Raw genomic sequence first — 15,550 nt, 5'->3', positions numbered from 1 at the left:
CTACTTTCTTTTGAAAATATATTGAAAATGATTATCATTTGCAATAGAATATATATTACAGTATATTGATAATGATTCTCAATGTCAATTTGCTTTTTATAAAATTCTAATATTCGCAACATATTTTTGGTCAAACAATATTTACATAGCATTCTAAATGTTTTTTTAATATTATTTATTACCAAAAAATGATTGGATATTTAATTATTTTACTAGGAGGATATGTTTATGAGCATTCCATTTACAATGCTAAAACTAGATCCAGGACATGCTTTTGGTGTCAATGGTCGCATGCAGAAAGATACAGGTAATGAAGCAAAAATCGTGGATCAATATGATTTCCCACTGGTTGATTTGGACGAAGTAGATGTACTCTTTATTCCAAATTTTATTGACCAAGAATGGTTATATTTACAACGTGAAAAAATTGCAGCATTTTTAGCAAACAAAAAAATAGTTGTATACTGTGGGCATTTATTCCGAGAATGGTTGCCAGGCAGTGGCCTATTTATGCCCCAACACATTCAAAATTTCAAAGATTATGAAGTCTTTCCAACGGAGCACTCAGCTATTTTCGAGGGCGTTTTAACTGAAGATATGACATTTAAAAAAGGGGTTGCAGGCTTTTTTGCACGCGGCTATAATCATGCACCAGCAAACGCTGAGATTTTATTAACGTTTGCCAATGGTAAGCCAGTTACATACATTGACCGCTTTTCAACAAATGGGACGATTTTAGTTCACGCAGGACGTGAACTGCTTGGCTATGCAGGTGAAAACAAATCTACCGATCGCATTCGCCCGCAGTTTCTAGCCTGGCTTGAAACTGAGGTACAAGCTTTAAAGGAGGACAATGATCAATGAGAAAAATTGGGGTTATATACAGTGGGCATGAATCCCATTACCGTACGTTCCACGAACCAAAGTTCAATCAATATATTACAAAGCTAATTTACCATCCAGATTTTTTAGAAACCGATATTGACGACCTTGATGTGCTTATCGTCCCCTCCCAATTAAACTATCAGCTATTGCTAGCAAGCGTTAAAAAAATCCACGCATTTGCAGAAAATGGTGGCATAATCGTTGCTTTTGGACCACAACCATGGAATTGGATTCCTGCGCAACATTGTGAAGAACGCATAACAAACTTCTGGTGGTGGCTTGATAAAGATGCTTCTAGTGGTTTAGTACTGCAAAATCCAGCGCATTCTTTATTCAATGGCTATCTCTCATTGGCAGATTGCACTTGGCATCAACATGGCGTTTTTTGGCCGCCTGAGCATGCTGATATTTTAATTGCTACAGAAGATGGTGGAGCTGTGCTCTATATAGATGCACATTCAACTGCTGGAAAATGGATTGTTACAACGCTTGATCCCGATTTTCACTTTGGTTCCTATTTCATGCCCGCAACTGAACGGTTTTTCGAAGGATTTTTCCCTTACCTTGCATATGGAACGATTTAAGGTCAGTCTCACTTAAACAAAAAAACCGCTGATAACATGCTTATCAGCGGGTTTTCTTTTACAAATCATAACGAAAGCTTTTCACCAATATATTGCCCTTGTAAAACTCTTTTGACTCGTCTCTAACAAATCCTAGTGATAAATACAGATTAATTGCAACTTGCATAATATCACCTGAATGCAAATACAGAGACTGATCTTGACGCTCGCGAGCAAAAGCAAAACTTTCTTCTAATAATTTTTTGGCTACGCCCTGCCCTCTCCCTTTAGGATGAACTGCTAATAAACGTACAATTGTTGATTCAATACCAAGTTCAGGAAGACCATATGCTTTTTCAGAGTTTGTAAATAACTGCAATCCTCCTACTATTTCTTGCTCACGCTTTGCGACTAATATCGTCTCGGCATTCGGATTTCCAACTGATGCCCGAATATCTTGTAAATATTGCGCCCAATGTGCTGGATCTTTATAATCCTTCTCATACTGCGCATAACTCTCCACAAGCACTTCCAAATAAGCTGGATAATCTTCTTGTCGTAAATGTTCAATAACAATTTCTGCTACTGCCATAGACAACACTCCTTTCAATTCTTCTTTTTTATTTGTCGGGGTTATTTAAACACAACTACACGCTACCCTTACTATAAGCCGTCACTCTTTTTTCTATTAGATGGGCAATCCATTCAACGACAATCGAAACACTCCAATAAATTAATCCGACTGCTATAAATGCCTCTAAAAATTTCAAATTAACTGAAGCTACAATATTTGCAGCGCCTGTTAATTCCTTAATTGACACAAAAAACGCTAAAGAAGTCGCATGTAAAAAGCCAATAAAGACATTTGTAAAATTAGGTATCGATTTACTAAAAGCTTGTGGTAAAATCAAGCGTCGCATTGCCTGTGAAAACGTCATTCCTACAGCATACGCTGCTTCCAATTGACCTTTTGGAACACTTAAAATACCAGATCGGATAATTTCCGAAGCGTAGGCACCCGCACTTAACGTCAAAGCCAGTAATACAAAAAATAATATAGGTATAGTATTTGAATGAAAATCCAGCTTCAACATATGCGCGATTGTATCCACAACAATTGGTACACTAAAGTAAATTAACATAATATGCATAATAATCGGTGTGCCTCTAAAAAAGGATACGTAAAAATTTAATAATGGTGCTATACCTTTTATTTGTTGTATCCGAACAAAGGCTACGACTATACCGATTACTATACCTAAACATACAGGTGTAATAGTCATAAACAAGGTTAATGGCAACACCTTAATAATTTCCTGCAACGCATCTATCATAAATGCTACATCTATCGTCATTATCAAATCCCCCTAGCTCGTCGCTATTTCTTTCATATAACGATTAAGATAGCGTTCATTGCGTTTTAATACTTTTTCTAATAGCAACACAATAAAATAGTAAACAACTGAAAGTGCCAAATAGATTTCTAAGGCCCGTGTCGTCGAAGCAATAAGCGTTTCTCCCCGACCGACCATATCCATTACACCAATTGAAAATGCCAAGGAAGTATCCTTTAACGAACTAATCATTGTATTCGACATATTTGGAAAAGCAACACGTAGCGCCTGCGGTAGTATAATACGGCAAAATGCTTGTGCTCGATTTAAGCCAACTGACAACGCCGCTTCCATTTGTCCTTTATCAATCGTTAATATAGCTGCTCTGAAAATTTCAGCAAACGCTGCAGCATTACTGAATGTATAAGTTATCATAACAAAATAAATAGCATCCATTCTTGTAACATCAATATGAACTAGCTTTAATATTGCTGGAATGCCATAAAACACTAAAAACAACTGTATTAAAATAGGCGTGCCACGAATAAATGAAATATATACCGTGACGATTTGCTTCAAAATAGGTATTTGCAGTAGCTTTGGTATAGCTACTACAATTCCAAGTAACATCCCAAAAAGGATGGAGCATACTAAAATTTCAAGTGTTACGGGTAAATATTGAAGCAATATCGGAAGTACATTCGCTATTAGCATCAAGTCAAAATCATTTGCCATACTTCCTTCTCCCTCTCCTATGTCGTCTAGAAGTCTACAGTGTAATCATCACCTAGCCATTTTTTACTAAGCTCGCTAATGACTCCCTCCGTCTTTAACTCTCGAATTGCCTCATCGATACGTTCCTGTAATGTCACTTCATCCTTGTTCAGTAGGAAGTAAACTTTTGAGTTTAAAAGTGCTTCTCCTACTACTTTTTGCTGGGCTTCATTGCTTTCGTTATAGTATCTCACTGCAAATGGTGTCGTAATTATCGCATCAATACGACCAGTTGCAAGTTGATTATTAACATCCACTGAACCAGAGGAATACACAATGTTGATCCCTAGATTATGCTCTTTATTGTATTGCTCAATAAAGACTGCAGAGTTACTCGTTGGTGAGACAGTAACATTTTTGTCTTTTAAATCAGCGATTGATTGTATATCATTATTTTTCGCATTCACTGTTACTTGTAATGGGAATACATTATAAGGCTCCTTGTTAAATAGAAACTTTTCCTCACGCTCACGATTAACTTCCATCTGATGTGCGATTAAATCTATTTTTCTCGTTTCTAAACTTAGTAATAGATTCGAGAACTCCATCGTTTTAAATTCAAAATTATACTCAGGTAGCTTTTCATCAATCGCTCGAACAAGTTCGACATCATAGCCTGTTAACTTCCCCTTTTCATCGAGGAAGCAAATATTCGGAAATTGTGTGCCTGTGCCAACTAGTATCGTTTGAACGTCATTTTTACTTTGTGCTTTAGCGTTGTCACTAGTACCTACCTGAGATTTTTCAGTACTTGAGCAAGCCGTTAAAAATAACGTAAGCACACAAGTTATATAGAGCGCTAGTTTCCTCATAAAATCTCCCTCTTTTCTATACTTTTGATGGTAAATCAATAGCAAGTGCTGTTTTGACATGCTCAAGCCCTATTTCTGTCACAGCTTTGTACACACCATCTTCACTTGACCCAATTTCTACTATAGGTACATAACGTACGCCATACTTTGCTTGTAAAATGTCCCGAAAAGCATCGTTATGTGTGACATCAACTGTTTTATACGGAATTTCCAACTCTTGTAAATACACTTTTACTTCATCACAATAACTACAGCCTTGCTTTGACCAAACGACTACATCTATCTTTTTTGCCATGTTCCTTCCTCCTTAGCTCACTGCTTCTTTTCGTTGTAAGTGTAAATTTACAGGACTTAATAGTTCAAATGAGCGTTGTCGTTCAAATGCCTTTAAAACAGGCGTATGCACAATGAATTCATCAATTTGAAATTGCTTGTGAAAGGCATCTAATGTCGCTTTGATATCTTCAGGGGTGCCAAATACAATATCAGCATCATACTGCTGGACAGTGAACGCCTCCCCTGATTCTTGCCCAAATTTTTCGGCTAATTCAACCGATTGTAGGGTCAAACTACGCCCACTTGCTAAATGCACCTTTGTAATTTTTTGTTCCCCTACTAATGCCTGCGCTTCTTCCGTTGTTGGTGCAGCAAGTGCTGCAATTGAAACAGCAAAATGACCATTCGGCAGATGCGTACGATAGGTCTTAGCCGCTTCAGTCAAAACATCGATATCACTATTGATAAAACGCGCAAAGACAAAGGCAATACCAAGTTTTCCTGCAATTTCTGCACTTTTCGGACTTGCACCAAGTAAAAATAACGATGGCTTTATTTTTGGAATAGGTGTTGCCTGCACACCATTTAGCTCATGTTCTACTGGTAGTGTGTTAGCAATTAATTGTTGCAAAAACGTTAGCCGTTCCTCAAAGTCTTCACCATTGTTTAGCGTGCCATATTGCAATGCCTTTGTGGACAGCGGTAGCCCCCCTGGTGCTTTGCCAATGCCCAAGTCCACTCTTCCTGGTTCCAACGATGCTAACACATGAAAATTTTCTGCAACTTTATAGGGGCTATAATGTTGTAACATAACACCACCGGAACCAATACGAATCGATGTCGTTTTTGCAAGTAAATACGATACTAAAATTTCTGGTGATGTCCCCGCTAATGTCTCGCTATTATGATGTTCCGACACCCAAAAACGTGTATATCCTAGCTGCTCAGCCTTTTGCGCCAAAGCGACTGTTTGTTGTAATGCTTGCTCGTTTGTTGCACCCTCGATAAGAGGACTTTGGTCTAATATGCCTAAAGAATAACTCATACAATACCTCCTCTAAATATATTTATTCAAATAAGTTTACTTGGTTTTTAAACAGACTGTTTGACGTATCGACTTTCTTTAAACGGTAAGCCTAAATTACCACGCAATGTATCTGCTTCATATTCCTCTTTGTAAATACCACGTGATTGCAAAATCGGTACAACCTTATCGACAAAATCATCAAGTGCACCTGGCACTGTTACAGCAACAATAAAACCATCTGCCGCTTCTTTTTCAAACCAATCTTGCACCAAATCGGCAATCTGTTCAGCAGTGCCAAAGAATGCTGTTTTTGGCGTTGCTTCACGTAATGCTACTTGACGAAGCGTAAGCCCCTCTTGCTTGGCATATTTTTTTATATAATCTGTCGTACTACGGAAGCTGTTTGCTCCAATATCACCTAGCTCTGGAAACAATGCATCCACATCATACTGAGTAAAATCATGATGATCGAAGTAGCGACCAAGATAAGCAAGTGCACGTTCAATCGAAACGAGTTCTACTATTTCCTGATACTTTGCCTCCGCTTCTTCAATCGTGTCCCCAATAATTGGCGATATCCCAGGGAAAATCTTTACTTCATCAGGATTTCGTCCAAAAGCAGCGACCTCCGTTTTCACCTTTTTATAAAATTTCTGCGCTTCTTCTAACGATGCCCCATGCGTGAATATTGCATCAGCATCTTTTGCAGCTAGACGAACACCCGCATCAGATGATCCCGCTTGGAAAATTACAGGCTGACCTTGTTTTGAGCGTGCAATATTAAGTGGTCCTTGCACAGAAAAGTATTTGCCCTTATGTTGCAATGTGTGTAATTTTTTCGGATCGAAGAACACGTCATGTTCCACATCTGCTATAAAGGCATCATCATCCCATGAATCCCAAAGTCCTTTTGTCACCTCTAAATATTCCTCTGCAATTTGATAACGTTCTGCATGACTTGGATGCTGTTCTATCGTTTTATTGTAGTTTAACGCCGAGCTTTCTAATGGCGTCGTTACAACATTCCAGCCTGCCCGACCGTTGCTAATATGATCGAGTGATGCAAACTGTCGTGCCACCGTAAATGGTTCACTATAGGATGTCGATACAGTTCCAACGAGCCCTATATTTTTTGTTGAAACAGCTAGTGCAGATAATATCGTTAGTGGCTCAAAGCGATTTAAAAAATGAGGAATCGACTTTTCATTGATAAATAAACCATCTGCGATAAAGGCAACATCAAACTTCCCTTGCTCCGCCTTCTGCGCCTGTTGTATATAGAAAGGTAAACTCACACTTTGATTGCTAGCTACTTTTGGATGGCGCCAGCTAGAAATATTCCCACCTACACCGTGTATAATCGCCCCAAACCGAATTTTATCCTGTCTAACCATAATGTTAATCCTCCTCGAATTTATTATTTTTACTAAACTTAGTGGTTAAGTATGCTTTAAGCTAAAAAATAATATTTCACTTATGCTGTCAGATGGACATTCATAAATAAAATAGGATTGAGGAAGATATTACCGTTCAATGGACGTGAATGCAATAGTTCTTGTAATAGAAAAAAATTTTATGTTCTATAAAATTTTTTATCAATGCAGCTTTTGGATACTTTCAAATTGAGTGGCTGTACTTAAAATGTTGTCCCAAAAAGCTGATTCTAGCGTATCCTTCTTTAAATACGTTAAGAAAATATGCTGATTTATATCGAGTAAATGCTTCACATCTATTTCAACAAACTCGCCACTTTCAAGCTCCGTTTTCACACATAGATGTGGTAAAAAGCTCACATATTCTTTCGTTCGAATAAATGCCTTTGCTACTTCTAAATGGTCTGTACGAACTTCAATATTTGCTGACACGCCTTCTACCTCAAACATTTTATGCACATAATTCCAATCAAACGCACCGCATTCAAAAAACACCATTTTTTGCTTTGCCAATTTTTTTGCTGTTATATTGGTCTCTTGTATAAATGGATGATCGCGATGCATAACGAGCTTCACAGCATTATTTAATAACAACTCATTGCATACCCCTTCTTTATGCACATATTGAATAAAAGCAAAATCAATTTGGTGACTTTGTAATTTTTCTAAAATGATCGCAGTAGAACCTGTAATGATTTGAAAACGCATATTCGGAAAACGTTCTTTCCATTTAGGTAGTGCATAGGCTAAAAAGTATTGAGCCGTCACACCGTTTGTTCCGATGCAAACTTCATTTGAAGCATGTGTTTCCTGCAATTGTTTTTTACCATGCTGGAACGTTTGCACAATCTGTGTGGCAAATGGCAAAAAGTCCTTTCCTTTTTCCGATAATATAACACTTCGCGCATCACGATAAAATAATTCAACATTTAACTCACGTTCCAATGTTTTGATGCGAGCTGTTACAGTTGGTTGTGATAAAAACAAAGCATTAGCAGCCTTATGAATACTTTTATAATGAACTACATATAAAAATGCCTCGATATGATCAATATTCAATTAAAGCCCTCCTAAAATTTCGTATTGTCCTTATTATATAGATTTATTTTTCATTTCTCTATAACATATAGGAAAACTATGTATATGTGCTATTAAAATAAAAAAAGTAACCCAGCGTCTCCCAGGTTACTTTCACTATGTAGCGATGAAGTCATCCATCTTGACAACGTACATCGCGCGCAGCTTACATCCCTCTGTCTGTATGCCACTAGTATGTTGCTCACATTAACACCCTCTGTTGCGAATGTGAACTTTGTATATAGGAACTCTCAATTAGAGAGTCAACTATCATATCCTTTTTTTAAGCCATAATTGAAGCTAAAACAGCTTTTTGAGCATGGAGTCTATTTTCTGCTTGCTCAAAAATATAAGAATTCGGGCCATCTATAACAGATGTTGCCACTTCCTCTTCACGATGTGCTGGTAAGCAATGTAGGAACATATAATTTGGCTTTGCATGTGCCACTAGCTCATCATTGATTTGATAATCAGCAAAATCATGTAAACGTTTCGCCGCTTCCTCTTCTTGGCCCATTGATGTCCAAACATCTGCATACACTACATCTGCATTTTGAACTGCTGCCACTGGATCATTCGTAATTGTAATTGTACTGCCATTTGCCATTGCGATAGCTTGTGCTTTTGCGATAACCTCTGCATCACATTCATAGCCAACAGGCGTTGCTACTGCGACGTTCATACCGACGTGTGCAGAAGCGACTACTAAAGAGTGCGCCACGTTATTGCCATCACCAACATATGCAATTTTAAGACCTTGTAATTCACCTTTAAATTCAGCGATTGTTTCTAAATCGGCTAATGCTTGGCAAGGATGATATATATCCGTTAAGCCATTAATTACAGGAATCGTTGCATGCTCTGCAAGCTCTTTAACCATCGCATGAGAGTTTGCACGAATCATAATGCCATCTAAATAACCTGATAACACATGTGCAGTATCATATATTGATTCACCGCGACCAATTTGTAAATCACGCGCATGCATAAACATACCTTTACCGCCCAATTGTTCCATTCCCACTTCAAATGAAATACGAGTACGAGTTGAATGTTTTTCAAAAATCATGCCGAGTGTTTTTCCTTCAAGTAGCTTCGGACATTTTCCTTCTTTTGTAATCATTTTAAGTTGCGTCGAAAGTGCAACTAATTGCTGAACCTCTTCACTTGTATAGTCTAGCAAAGTTAGTAAGTCTTTTCCTTTTAAGCTTGATACTAACTTTAACTGTACTTCTTCTAGTAATTTCATAGCCTTCTCTCCTTGCTTTTGTAACTGTTGAGTTTAGTATACACATGCATAAATATAAAATCAACTGAATTTTTATGTTTATTTTCAAAAGTTAGAATTCATATGTTGTTTGTGACAAAAATGCGTCTGTTTGAATATTTATGCATTTTCTACAATTAAAGAGCATATCGGCTAACGAATAATGAAGCTCCTAAACGATTCCAGTCCATCCTGCAAACTTATGTAAAGCACTATAAAAAAGAGCCTACCCGTAGGCAAGCTCCATTTAAAAATATGCTAGCATTTACTGCTAATTTAATGTTTCCTTTATTAATCTAGCGTAGTTTCATCACTTCGGTATTCTAAAATATCTCCTGGCTGACATTCTAGTGCCTTACAAATCGACTCTAAAGTAGATAAGCGAATCGCTTTTGCTTTTCCATTTTTTAAGATAGAAAGATTAGCCATCGTTATGCCAACCCTATCCGAAAGTTCCGTTACGCTCATTTTTCGTTTTGCTAACATCACATCGATGTTAATTATAATTGCCATATCCTCAACCTCACACTATTAACTCATTTTCAGATATTATATCTACGACTTCTTTAACAAGATGTTGGAGAACACCAGCAAAGGTTGCAATGACACTTGAAGCAAAAGTAAAATATAACCCTAATGCCATAATACCAGCTCTGTCCCCATCAAGAAATACCGCAACAAAAAGGGTTCCACCTACAATAAATGCACTGATGATGATTGCACAAAACTTAATAACCTTTAATGCCCCCACTGATAATTGCGAAAAGGTATTATTTTTATCAATGTAAATTAAAAGCTTAAATGCTTGATATAACGCAATAAAAAATGGGAGAGCCAATGCATAGGCAGCTAGTAAAAAAGGATATTGTAAATAAGCAGAACCTGGATTCATTTTTACATCACTACTAGCTATATCAGGCACACAAAATAAATATAAAGTTAACGTCACGATTCCTATAAGGAGAATCACTCCTTTTAAAAATATCGTTGCACCACGTTTCATCAAACACCTCCAACTATCAATCTTCTCAAACTACTAGGTCGTTTTCTGATTTTATATCAATCGCTTCTTGTAATAGTTTTTGAAGTACCGCCGCAAATACAGCAATGACCATAGATGCGAAAGGTACAAGCAATCCAACAAATATTACACCCGGTGCGTCGTCCATCTCTGCAAATAGGTAAAAGAGTGGCAAAGCTAGCACATGTAAAATGCTAATTGTAATGGCACAGTATTTGATTTTCTTTAATGACTTAACGGATAATTCCGAAAATGCTTTATTTTGATCGATGTTGCGTAAAAGTTGAAAAGCTTGATATAAAGCAAAGTAAAATGGAATCGAAGAAGCATAAAAAATAATCGAAACGATATATTTTATTGCTGAAAACGATGGGAGCAGTTTTGCTGCAAGCTCTCCTAATTCAGGCACAAGAAAAATACACAATGCTAGAACTGGAATGGCCATAAGAATCACCGCTATTTTTAAAAACAAAGTTGTTGCTATTTTCATAAAAACACCTCATTGGTTTATTTTCAATTTGATTTTAAACTAAAATTTATCGTTTTACAATAAAAAAACATTGAATTTCACCAAAATATTATTGTTAACCTAGTTAACCTTTATTGTTTTGACCAATTTTACCGCGAGTGTATAATGCAAACTTACTCAGATATAAGCATAAAAAAAAGCCTTCTAACATTTTAGTTAGAAGGCTTTTTTGTTTATTGTAACAATTAATCAAATGTAATTTTGTTTACTGCATCGCGGTCTAATTTTTTAATAACTTCAACCATTAGCTTAACAGCATTATCGTAGTCATCACGGTGTAAAATACCTGCGTGTGAGTGGATATAGCGTGTTGCAATACCGATTGATAAAGCAGGCACACCATTTGCAGTTACATGGATTGAACCAGCGTCTGTACCGCCACCAGCCATTGCTTCAAATTGATATGGGATATTGTTTTCATCAGCCACATCTAAAACAAATTCACGTAAACCACGGTGTGATACCATTGAAGCATCGTAAACAACGATTTGTGGACCTGCACCCATTTTGCTGTTTGACTCTTTCGGTGTTACACCTGGAGTATCTCCTGCCACACCTACATCAACTGCAAAACCGATATCTGGTTGAATTTTATGTGTTGCTGTTTTCGCACCACGAAGACCTACTTCTTCTTGTACGTTCCCTACAGAATATAGGATATTTGGATGTTTTTCATCTTTCAATGCCTTCATGACATCAATTGCAATCGCACAGCCAATACGGTTATCCCATGCTTTAGCTAATAAGTATTTGTCATTTTTCATTACATTGAATTCGAAATAAGGTGTTACCATGTCACCAGGGCATACTCCCCACTCAAGTACTTCTTCTTTTGAAGCTGCGCCAACATCGATAAACATATCTTTAATGTCTACCACTTTGTTACGCACATCAGCTGGTAAAATATGAGGTGGTTTAGAGCCGATTACCCCAATAATTTCTTCACCTTTACGTGTTGTAATTGTTACGCGTTGTGCAAGCATTACTTGGCTCCACCAGCCACCAACTGTTTGGAATTTGATGAATCCTTTTTCATCGATTTGTGTCACCATAAAGCCTACTTCGTCTAAATGGCCAGCAACCATAATTTTTGGGCCGTTTTCATCGCCCACTTTTTTAGCAATTACACTACCTAAATGATCTGTTTCTACAGTATCTGCGTATGGTGCGATGTATTTTTTCATTACCTCGCGTGGTGCACGCTCGTTACCTGCAATCCCATTCGCGTCTGTTAAATCTTTAAACATTTGCAAAGTTGAATCTAGTTGTGTCATCCTTTTGCCTCCTACATTTTGTATCTCATCTATTATACTTCGTTTACCGAAATATTCCTAGTGAATTTGTCTGAAAATTGGTGTTTTTTTTACTCTTTAGTCTAGTAAATTAATAGCCACTACGTTGACGAATATAATTTTCTTCATTTTTTTCAATGTATGCTGACACGACATCCTCAAATGTGTAACCGAGGTTATACGCAAGTAAACCATAGCATTGCCATATCGCTAAATATCTATCCTCTGTTGGATCGTTAACAAATGTTAATATATAATCCTGTGTCATTAAAAATGTTTCTGTTAAATCTCGCTTCTCCTCAACAACAGGCCATTTTTCAATAGACGTATACCCTTTTAATAGTCCTAGCGATAAAATAAAATGAATAGAATCCACATACTCCTCTAAAATCACATCACGCTCGGACGGCCCTTTCGTACTCCAAAACTTAAAGCAGCGTGTTTCATTTGCAAGTTCTGCCAGTTCTACCATTAATGCGAGGCCTTTTTCTTTAAAAACATCACGTTCAATTTTTTGTGTCGTTTCAATAAAATGATCTAGTTCTTTTTGCATTGAAAATAATTGTTGTAAATTCATTTTTTTCTCCTAAATTTCTAAAAAATATTTTTAAAAAGTGAAACTAATTGTCTCCCCTAATCGTATAGGTAGGAATAACCTTTCTTCAAGGGGGAATTTTAAAATGTTACCGTTACTTATTCGACTTGCTGTGATAGCGCTTATTATCTATGTATTCTATAAAGCGATTCGATATATAACCGATCCTAAACGAAAACTCGATGAGGCCTATGAAAAAGGCCAATATTACTTTTATGATGACGTAAAAAATGTTCGAAAGAATTTCTTTATTTCTTTTAAAGGTGCGCTTTTTGAAGGTGAAAAATACTTAGGCACAACAGAAGATGCATTTGAGGTCGTTACCATTTTTGTTGGTGCTCGTGATGCCGCAACTTTACAAGGGTTTACTAGGAGTGACTTCGAATATCTTCAGCAAGAAATCCTATTTAACTACCCTAACGCTAAAATTAACTGGAAGCAACCCATTGAACAACTTATGCGTAACACATCCTCCACATGAGGATGTGTTTTTTAACGCAAAAAGTGCCCGCGGGAGTGCCAGTCACTCACACAATTTCTATAAAGAGCTGCCCCATAATTGCACAATAATAAAAATTTGAATAGCCGCAATCAATGGGAAGCCAAACGCAAAGCTGTTATGGCGTGTTTTATGGCGAAATAAATACATGCCTAACACGCCACCAACTGCCCCACCTGCAATAGCTAGTGTAAATAACGTACGCTCTGCAATGCGCCATTCATGCTTTTTTGCGCGTGATTTATCCATGCCCATCATGACGAGCAATACGACTGAAACAATTGCCATATAGGCAAGTAATGCTTGAGCCATTAAAACAACCTCCTATGTAAAAAGACTGATGAAATAACCCCCATCAGTCTTAACTATACACTAATTTATTTACCCCTGTCGCTCCAGCTTACGAGGCAGAAATTTACTTTGCTCCTGCCGCTCTGCTTTCGGGGCTGAAACCTTATTTTGCCCCTGTCGCTTCGCTTTCCGGGCTGAAACTTTATTTTGCCCCTGCCGCTTCGCTTTCCGGGCTGAAACCTTATTTTGCCCCTGCCGCTTCGCTTTCGGGACAGAAATAACTTTATTTTGCCCCTGCCGCTTCGCTTTCGGGGCAGAAATAAAAAAGAGCGACTAATGTCGCTCTTTTTTATTTCGCTACTGCTTTTTTAGCAGCTTCTGCTAATTGTGTGAATGCTGTAGCATCTGTTACAGCTAAGTCAGCTAACATTTTACGGTTAACTTCGATACCAGCAACTTTTAAACCGTGCATTAAACGGCTGTATGAAAGACCGTTCATGCGAGCAGCTGCGTTGATACGAGTGATCCATAATTTACGGAAATCACGTTTTTTCTGACGACGGTCACGGTATGCATATTGACCTGATTTCATTACTGCTTGGTTAGCAACTTTATATAATGTATGTTTAGAACCATAGTAACCTTTAGCTAATTTCAATACTTTTTTACGACGTTTGCGCGTCACTGTTCCGCCTTTTACGCGTGGCATATGAATTACCTCCTGCTTTTCATTAAAAAATGAATATTAGTTTATTTTGTGTAGTCAATCATTTCATGTAAACAAGTAATGATTTGATGCGTTTGAAGTCACCTGATGATACAACTTTACCTTTACGTAGGTGACGTTTTTGTTTTGTAGATTTGTTTGCGAATAAGTGGCTTCCATAAGCACGGTCATATTTTAATTTACCTGAACCCGTTTTTTTGAAACGTTTCGCAGCTCCACGGTGAGTTTTCATTTTTGGCATGTCGAATTCCTCCTAAACTGTTTCGTCTAATACTATTTCTCGTTCTTTGGTTGAAGAACTAAGAACATGCTTCGGCCTTCCATCTTCGGTTTTTGTTCAACCGTAGATACTTCAGCACAAGCTTCAGCAAATCGATCTAATACACGCTGACCAATATCTTTGTGTGTAATCGCACGACCTTTGAAACGTAAGCTACATTTAACTTTATCACCTTTTTCAAGGAATTTAATCGCATTACGTAGCTTTGTTTGGAAATCATGTTCATCGATTGTTGGGCTCAAACGAACCTCTTTCATCACGATGACTTTTTGATTTTTACGAATTTCGCGGTCTTTCTTTTGCTGTTCAAACTTAAATTTACCATAGTCCATGATACGAGCGACTGGCGGCTTGGCTTGAGGGGCCACAAGGACAAGATCCAAGTTTACACGAGTGGCGATTTCTAGCGCTTCGTTACGTGTCTTTACACCAAGCTGGTCACCATTGTGATCGATTAATCGAAGTTCACGTGCGCGAATGCCTTCGTTTACATACATGTCTTTGCTAATAGTAATCCACCTCCAAGTAGTTGTCGCGAATACATGGTTTGGGCAAAGCCTTGCCCGGTTGAACGGTACATCCTCTTGTCATGTCCATAAAAAAAGGACGGACATTTTTGAAGATGTCCGCCCGCTATATGTGCATGCGTAAGTGTACGCAAAACAATTCAACGTGTAATACCTGTTCACAGCCTAAGCGTTGTATCAGGTGAGAAGCGGGCAGCCTCTACTTCAACCACAAACTTTGTATTCATTAACCTTAATTATATTAGCATGTACAATTTAGATTGTCAAATATGTTATTTACAATCTTATAATTATTATGTGCAATACATTGAAACTTTATACGTACTATAGCACAACGAAAG

Annotated in this window: 21 protein-coding genes; 3 read left to right on the top strand and 18 right to left on the bottom strand. The window is 37.5% G+C overall.

Going from position 1 to position 15,550, the window contains the following annotated elements:
- The first annotated feature begins 228 nt into the window (after positions 1–228).
- Both NSQ74_RS10260 and NSQ74_RS10255 read left to right on the top strand, forming a co-directional pair.
- Positions 229–864, top strand: coding sequence for a hypothetical protein (locus NSQ74_RS10260; RefSeq protein WP_340823124.1), 636 nt, complete (start codon positions 229–231; stop codon positions 862–864).
- Positions 861–1,469 carry a hypothetical protein gene (locus tag NSQ74_RS10255; protein WP_340823123.1) on the top strand — a complete coding sequence of 203 codons (609 nt, stop codon included), beginning with the start codon at positions 861–863 and terminating at the stop codon, positions 1,467–1,469. Before NSQ74_RS10260 ends, NSQ74_RS10255 begins: the two co-directional genes overlap by 4 nt.
- Before the next feature lie 58 nt (positions 1,470–1,527).
- Here the strand turns inward: NSQ74_RS10255 and NSQ74_RS10250 are convergent, their stop codons facing one another.
- From NSQ74_RS10250 to NSQ74_RS10185, 14 genes are all read right to left on the bottom strand, one after another.
- Positions 1,528–2,040, bottom strand: a complete 513-nt coding sequence (locus NSQ74_RS10250) for a GNAT family N-acetyltransferase (protein ID WP_340823122.1) — start codon at positions 2,038–2,040, stop codon at positions 1,528–1,530.
- 55 nt (positions 2,041–2,095) lie between these two features.
- Positions 2,096–2,803, bottom strand: a complete 708-nt coding sequence (locus tag NSQ74_RS10245; protein ID WP_340823121.1) for an amino acid ABC transporter permease — start codon at positions 2,801–2,803, stop codon at positions 2,096–2,098.
- Between the two features lie 12 nt (positions 2,804–2,815).
- Positions 2,816–3,517 (bottom strand): amino acid ABC transporter permease, encoded by a 702-nt coding sequence (locus tag NSQ74_RS10240; RefSeq protein ID WP_340823119.1) that lies wholly within the window; start codon positions 3,515–3,517, stop codon positions 2,816–2,818.
- 26 nt (positions 3,518–3,543) lie between these two features.
- Positions 3,544–4,368 carry a transporter substrate-binding domain-containing protein gene (locus NSQ74_RS10235; protein ID WP_340823118.1) on the bottom strand — a complete coding sequence of 275 codons (825 nt, stop codon included), beginning with the start codon at positions 4,366–4,368 and terminating at the stop codon, positions 3,544–3,546.
- Positions 4,369–4,384: 16 nt separating this feature from the next.
- Entirely contained in the window at positions 4,385–4,663 is a 279-nt protein-coding gene (locus NSQ74_RS10230) for a glutaredoxin family protein (RefSeq protein ID WP_340823117.1), read from the bottom strand.
- 12 nt (positions 4,664–4,675) lie between these two features.
- On the bottom strand, positions 4,676–5,689 hold the full coding sequence (locus NSQ74_RS10225; RefSeq protein WP_340823116.1) for an LLM class flavin-dependent oxidoreductase: 1,014 nt from the start codon (positions 5,687–5,689) through the stop codon (positions 4,676–4,678).
- 47 nt (positions 5,690–5,736) lie between these two features.
- The gene (locus NSQ74_RS10220) at positions 5,737–7,065 is read right to left on the bottom strand and encodes an LLM class flavin-dependent oxidoreductase (RefSeq protein ID WP_340823115.1); all 1,329 of its coding nucleotides are present in this window, start codon (positions 7,063–7,065) and stop codon (positions 5,737–5,739) included.
- A 201-nt stretch (positions 7,066–7,266) separates the two neighbouring features.
- Positions 7,267–8,163, bottom strand: a complete 897-nt coding sequence (locus NSQ74_RS10215; protein WP_340823114.1) for a LysR family transcriptional regulator — start codon at positions 8,161–8,163, stop codon at positions 7,267–7,269.
- Positions 8,164–8,464: 301 nt separating this feature from the next.
- Complete coding sequence (gene argF / locus NSQ74_RS10210) at positions 8,465–9,430, bottom strand: ornithine carbamoyltransferase (RefSeq protein WP_340823113.1); 966 nt, start codon at positions 9,428–9,430, stop codon at positions 8,465–8,467.
- A gap of 309 nt (positions 9,431–9,739) precedes the next feature.
- A complete protein-coding gene (locus NSQ74_RS10205; RefSeq protein WP_340823111.1) occupies positions 9,740–9,961 on the bottom strand; it encodes a helix-turn-helix domain-containing protein in 222 nt (73 codons plus the stop codon).
- 10 nt (positions 9,962–9,971) lie between these two features.
- Complete coding sequence (locus tag NSQ74_RS10200) at positions 9,972–10,451, bottom strand: DUF2975 domain-containing protein (RefSeq protein ID WP_340823109.1); 480 nt, start codon at positions 10,449–10,451, stop codon at positions 9,972–9,974.
- 25 nt (positions 10,452–10,476) lie between these two features.
- Positions 10,477–10,959, bottom strand: a complete 483-nt coding sequence (locus NSQ74_RS10195; RefSeq protein ID WP_340823107.1) for a DUF2975 domain-containing protein — start codon at positions 10,957–10,959, stop codon at positions 10,477–10,479.
- Between the two features lie 224 nt (positions 10,960–11,183).
- Positions 11,184–12,272, bottom strand: a complete 1,089-nt coding sequence (locus NSQ74_RS10190; protein ID WP_340823105.1) for a M42 family metallopeptidase — start codon at positions 12,270–12,272, stop codon at positions 11,184–11,186.
- Positions 12,273–12,381: 109 nt separating this feature from the next.
- The gene (locus tag NSQ74_RS10185) at positions 12,382–12,867 is read right to left on the bottom strand and encodes a dUTP diphosphatase (protein WP_340823104.1); all 486 of its coding nucleotides are present in this window, start codon (positions 12,865–12,867) and stop codon (positions 12,382–12,384) included.
- 103 nt (positions 12,868–12,970) lie between these two features.
- On the opposite strand from NSQ74_RS10185, the gene NSQ74_RS10180 reads away from it, so the two are divergent.
- Positions 12,971–13,366 carry a sigma-w pathway protein ysdB gene (locus NSQ74_RS10180; RefSeq protein ID WP_172772388.1) on the top strand — a complete coding sequence of 132 codons (396 nt, stop codon included), beginning with the start codon at positions 12,971–12,973 and terminating at the stop codon, positions 13,364–13,366.
- 57 nt (positions 13,367–13,423) lie between these two features.
- Here the strand turns inward: NSQ74_RS10180 and NSQ74_RS10175 are convergent, their stop codons facing one another.
- The 4 genes from NSQ74_RS10175 to infC all read right to left on the bottom strand — a co-directional run bounded on the left by NSQ74_RS10175 (position 13,424) and on the right by infC (position 15,179).
- On the bottom strand, positions 13,424–13,696 hold the full coding sequence (locus NSQ74_RS10175; protein ID WP_340823103.1) for a DUF1294 domain-containing protein: 273 nt from the start codon (positions 13,694–13,696) through the stop codon (positions 13,424–13,426).
- 328 nt (positions 13,697–14,024) lie between these two features.
- Entirely contained in the window at positions 14,025–14,384 is a 360-nt protein-coding gene (gene rplT, locus NSQ74_RS10170; protein ID WP_340823102.1) for a 50S ribosomal protein L20, read from the bottom strand.
- Between the two features lie 58 nt (positions 14,385–14,442).
- Positions 14,443–14,643 (bottom strand): 50S ribosomal protein L35, encoded by a 201-nt coding sequence (gene rpmI / locus NSQ74_RS10165; protein ID WP_024363825.1) that lies wholly within the window; start codon positions 14,641–14,643, stop codon positions 14,443–14,445.
- Positions 14,644–14,675: 32 nt separating this feature from the next.
- Positions 14,676–15,179, bottom strand: a complete 504-nt coding sequence (gene infC / locus NSQ74_RS10160; protein WP_024363824.1) for a translation initiation factor IF-3 — start codon at positions 15,177–15,179, stop codon at positions 14,676–14,678.
- Between the last annotated feature and the right edge of the window lie 371 nt (positions 15,180–15,550).

The sequence above is a fragment of the Lysinibacillus sp. FSL W8-0992 genome, from assembly GCF_038008685.1.
Lineage (GTDB): Bacteria > Bacillota > Bacilli > Bacillales_A > Planococcaceae > Lysinibacillus.
This window is presented reverse-complemented; position numbering and strand designations above follow the sequence as displayed.

Coding starts and splice junctions, on each gene's coding strand:
- NSQ74_RS10260 (WP_340823124.1), top strand. CDS start 229: ATGAGCATTCCATTTACAATGCTAAAACTAGATCCAGGACATGCTTTT.
- NSQ74_RS10255 (WP_340823123.1), top strand. CDS start 861: ATGAGAAAAATTGGGGTTATATACAGTGGGCATGAATCCCATTACCGT.
- NSQ74_RS10250 (WP_340823122.1), bottom strand. CDS start 2,040: ATGGCAGTAGCAGAAATTGTTATTGAACATTTACGACAAGAAGATTAT.
- NSQ74_RS10245 (WP_340823121.1), bottom strand. CDS start 2,803: ATGACGATAGATGTAGCATTTATGATAGATGCGTTGCAGGAAATTATT.
- NSQ74_RS10240 (WP_340823119.1), bottom strand. CDS start 3,517: ATGGCAAATGATTTTGACTTGATGCTAATAGCGAATGTACTTCCGATA.
- NSQ74_RS10235 (WP_340823118.1), bottom strand. CDS start 4,368: ATGAGGAAACTAGCGCTCTATATAACTTGTGTGCTTACGTTATTTTTA.
- NSQ74_RS10230 (WP_340823117.1), bottom strand. CDS start 4,663: ATGGCAAAAAAGATAGATGTAGTCGTTTGGTCAAAGCAAGGCTGTAGT.
- NSQ74_RS10225 (WP_340823116.1), bottom strand. CDS start 5,689: ATGAGTTATTCTTTAGGCATATTAGACCAAAGTCCTCTTATCGAGGGT.
- NSQ74_RS10220 (WP_340823115.1), bottom strand. CDS start 7,065: ATGGTTAGACAGGATAAAATTCGGTTTGGGGCGATTATACACGGTGTA.
- argF (WP_340823113.1), bottom strand. CDS start 9,430: ATGAAATTACTAGAAGAAGTACAGTTAAAGTTAGTATCAAGCTTAAAA.
- NSQ74_RS10205 (WP_340823111.1), bottom strand. CDS start 9,961: ATGGCAATTATAATTAACATCGATGTGATGTTAGCAAAACGAAAAATG.
- NSQ74_RS10200 (WP_340823109.1), bottom strand. CDS start 10,451: ATGAAACGTGGTGCAACGATATTTTTAAAAGGAGTGATTCTCCTTATA.
- NSQ74_RS10195 (WP_340823107.1), bottom strand. CDS start 10,959: ATGAAAATAGCAACAACTTTGTTTTTAAAAATAGCGGTGATTCTTATG.
- NSQ74_RS10190 (WP_340823105.1), bottom strand. CDS start 12,272: ATGACACAACTAGATTCAACTTTGCAAATGTTTAAAGATTTAACAGAC.
- NSQ74_RS10185 (WP_340823104.1), bottom strand. CDS start 12,867: ATGAATTTACAACAATTATTTTCAATGCAAAAAGAACTAGATCATTTT.
- NSQ74_RS10180 (WP_172772388.1), top strand. CDS start 12,971: ATGTTACCGTTACTTATTCGACTTGCTGTGATAGCGCTTATTATCTAT.
- NSQ74_RS10175 (WP_340823103.1), bottom strand. CDS start 13,696: ATGGCTCAAGCATTACTTGCCTATATGGCAATTGTTTCAGTCGTATTG.
- rplT (WP_340823102.1), bottom strand. CDS start 14,384: ATGCCACGCGTAAAAGGCGGAACAGTGACGCGCAAACGTCGTAAAAAA.
- rpmI (WP_024363825.1), bottom strand. CDS start 14,643: ATGCCAAAAATGAAAACTCACCGTGGAGCTGCGAAACGTTTCAAAAAA.
- infC (WP_024363824.1), bottom strand. CDS start 15,179: ATGTATGTAAACGAAGGCATTCGCGCACGTGAACTTCGATTAATCGAT.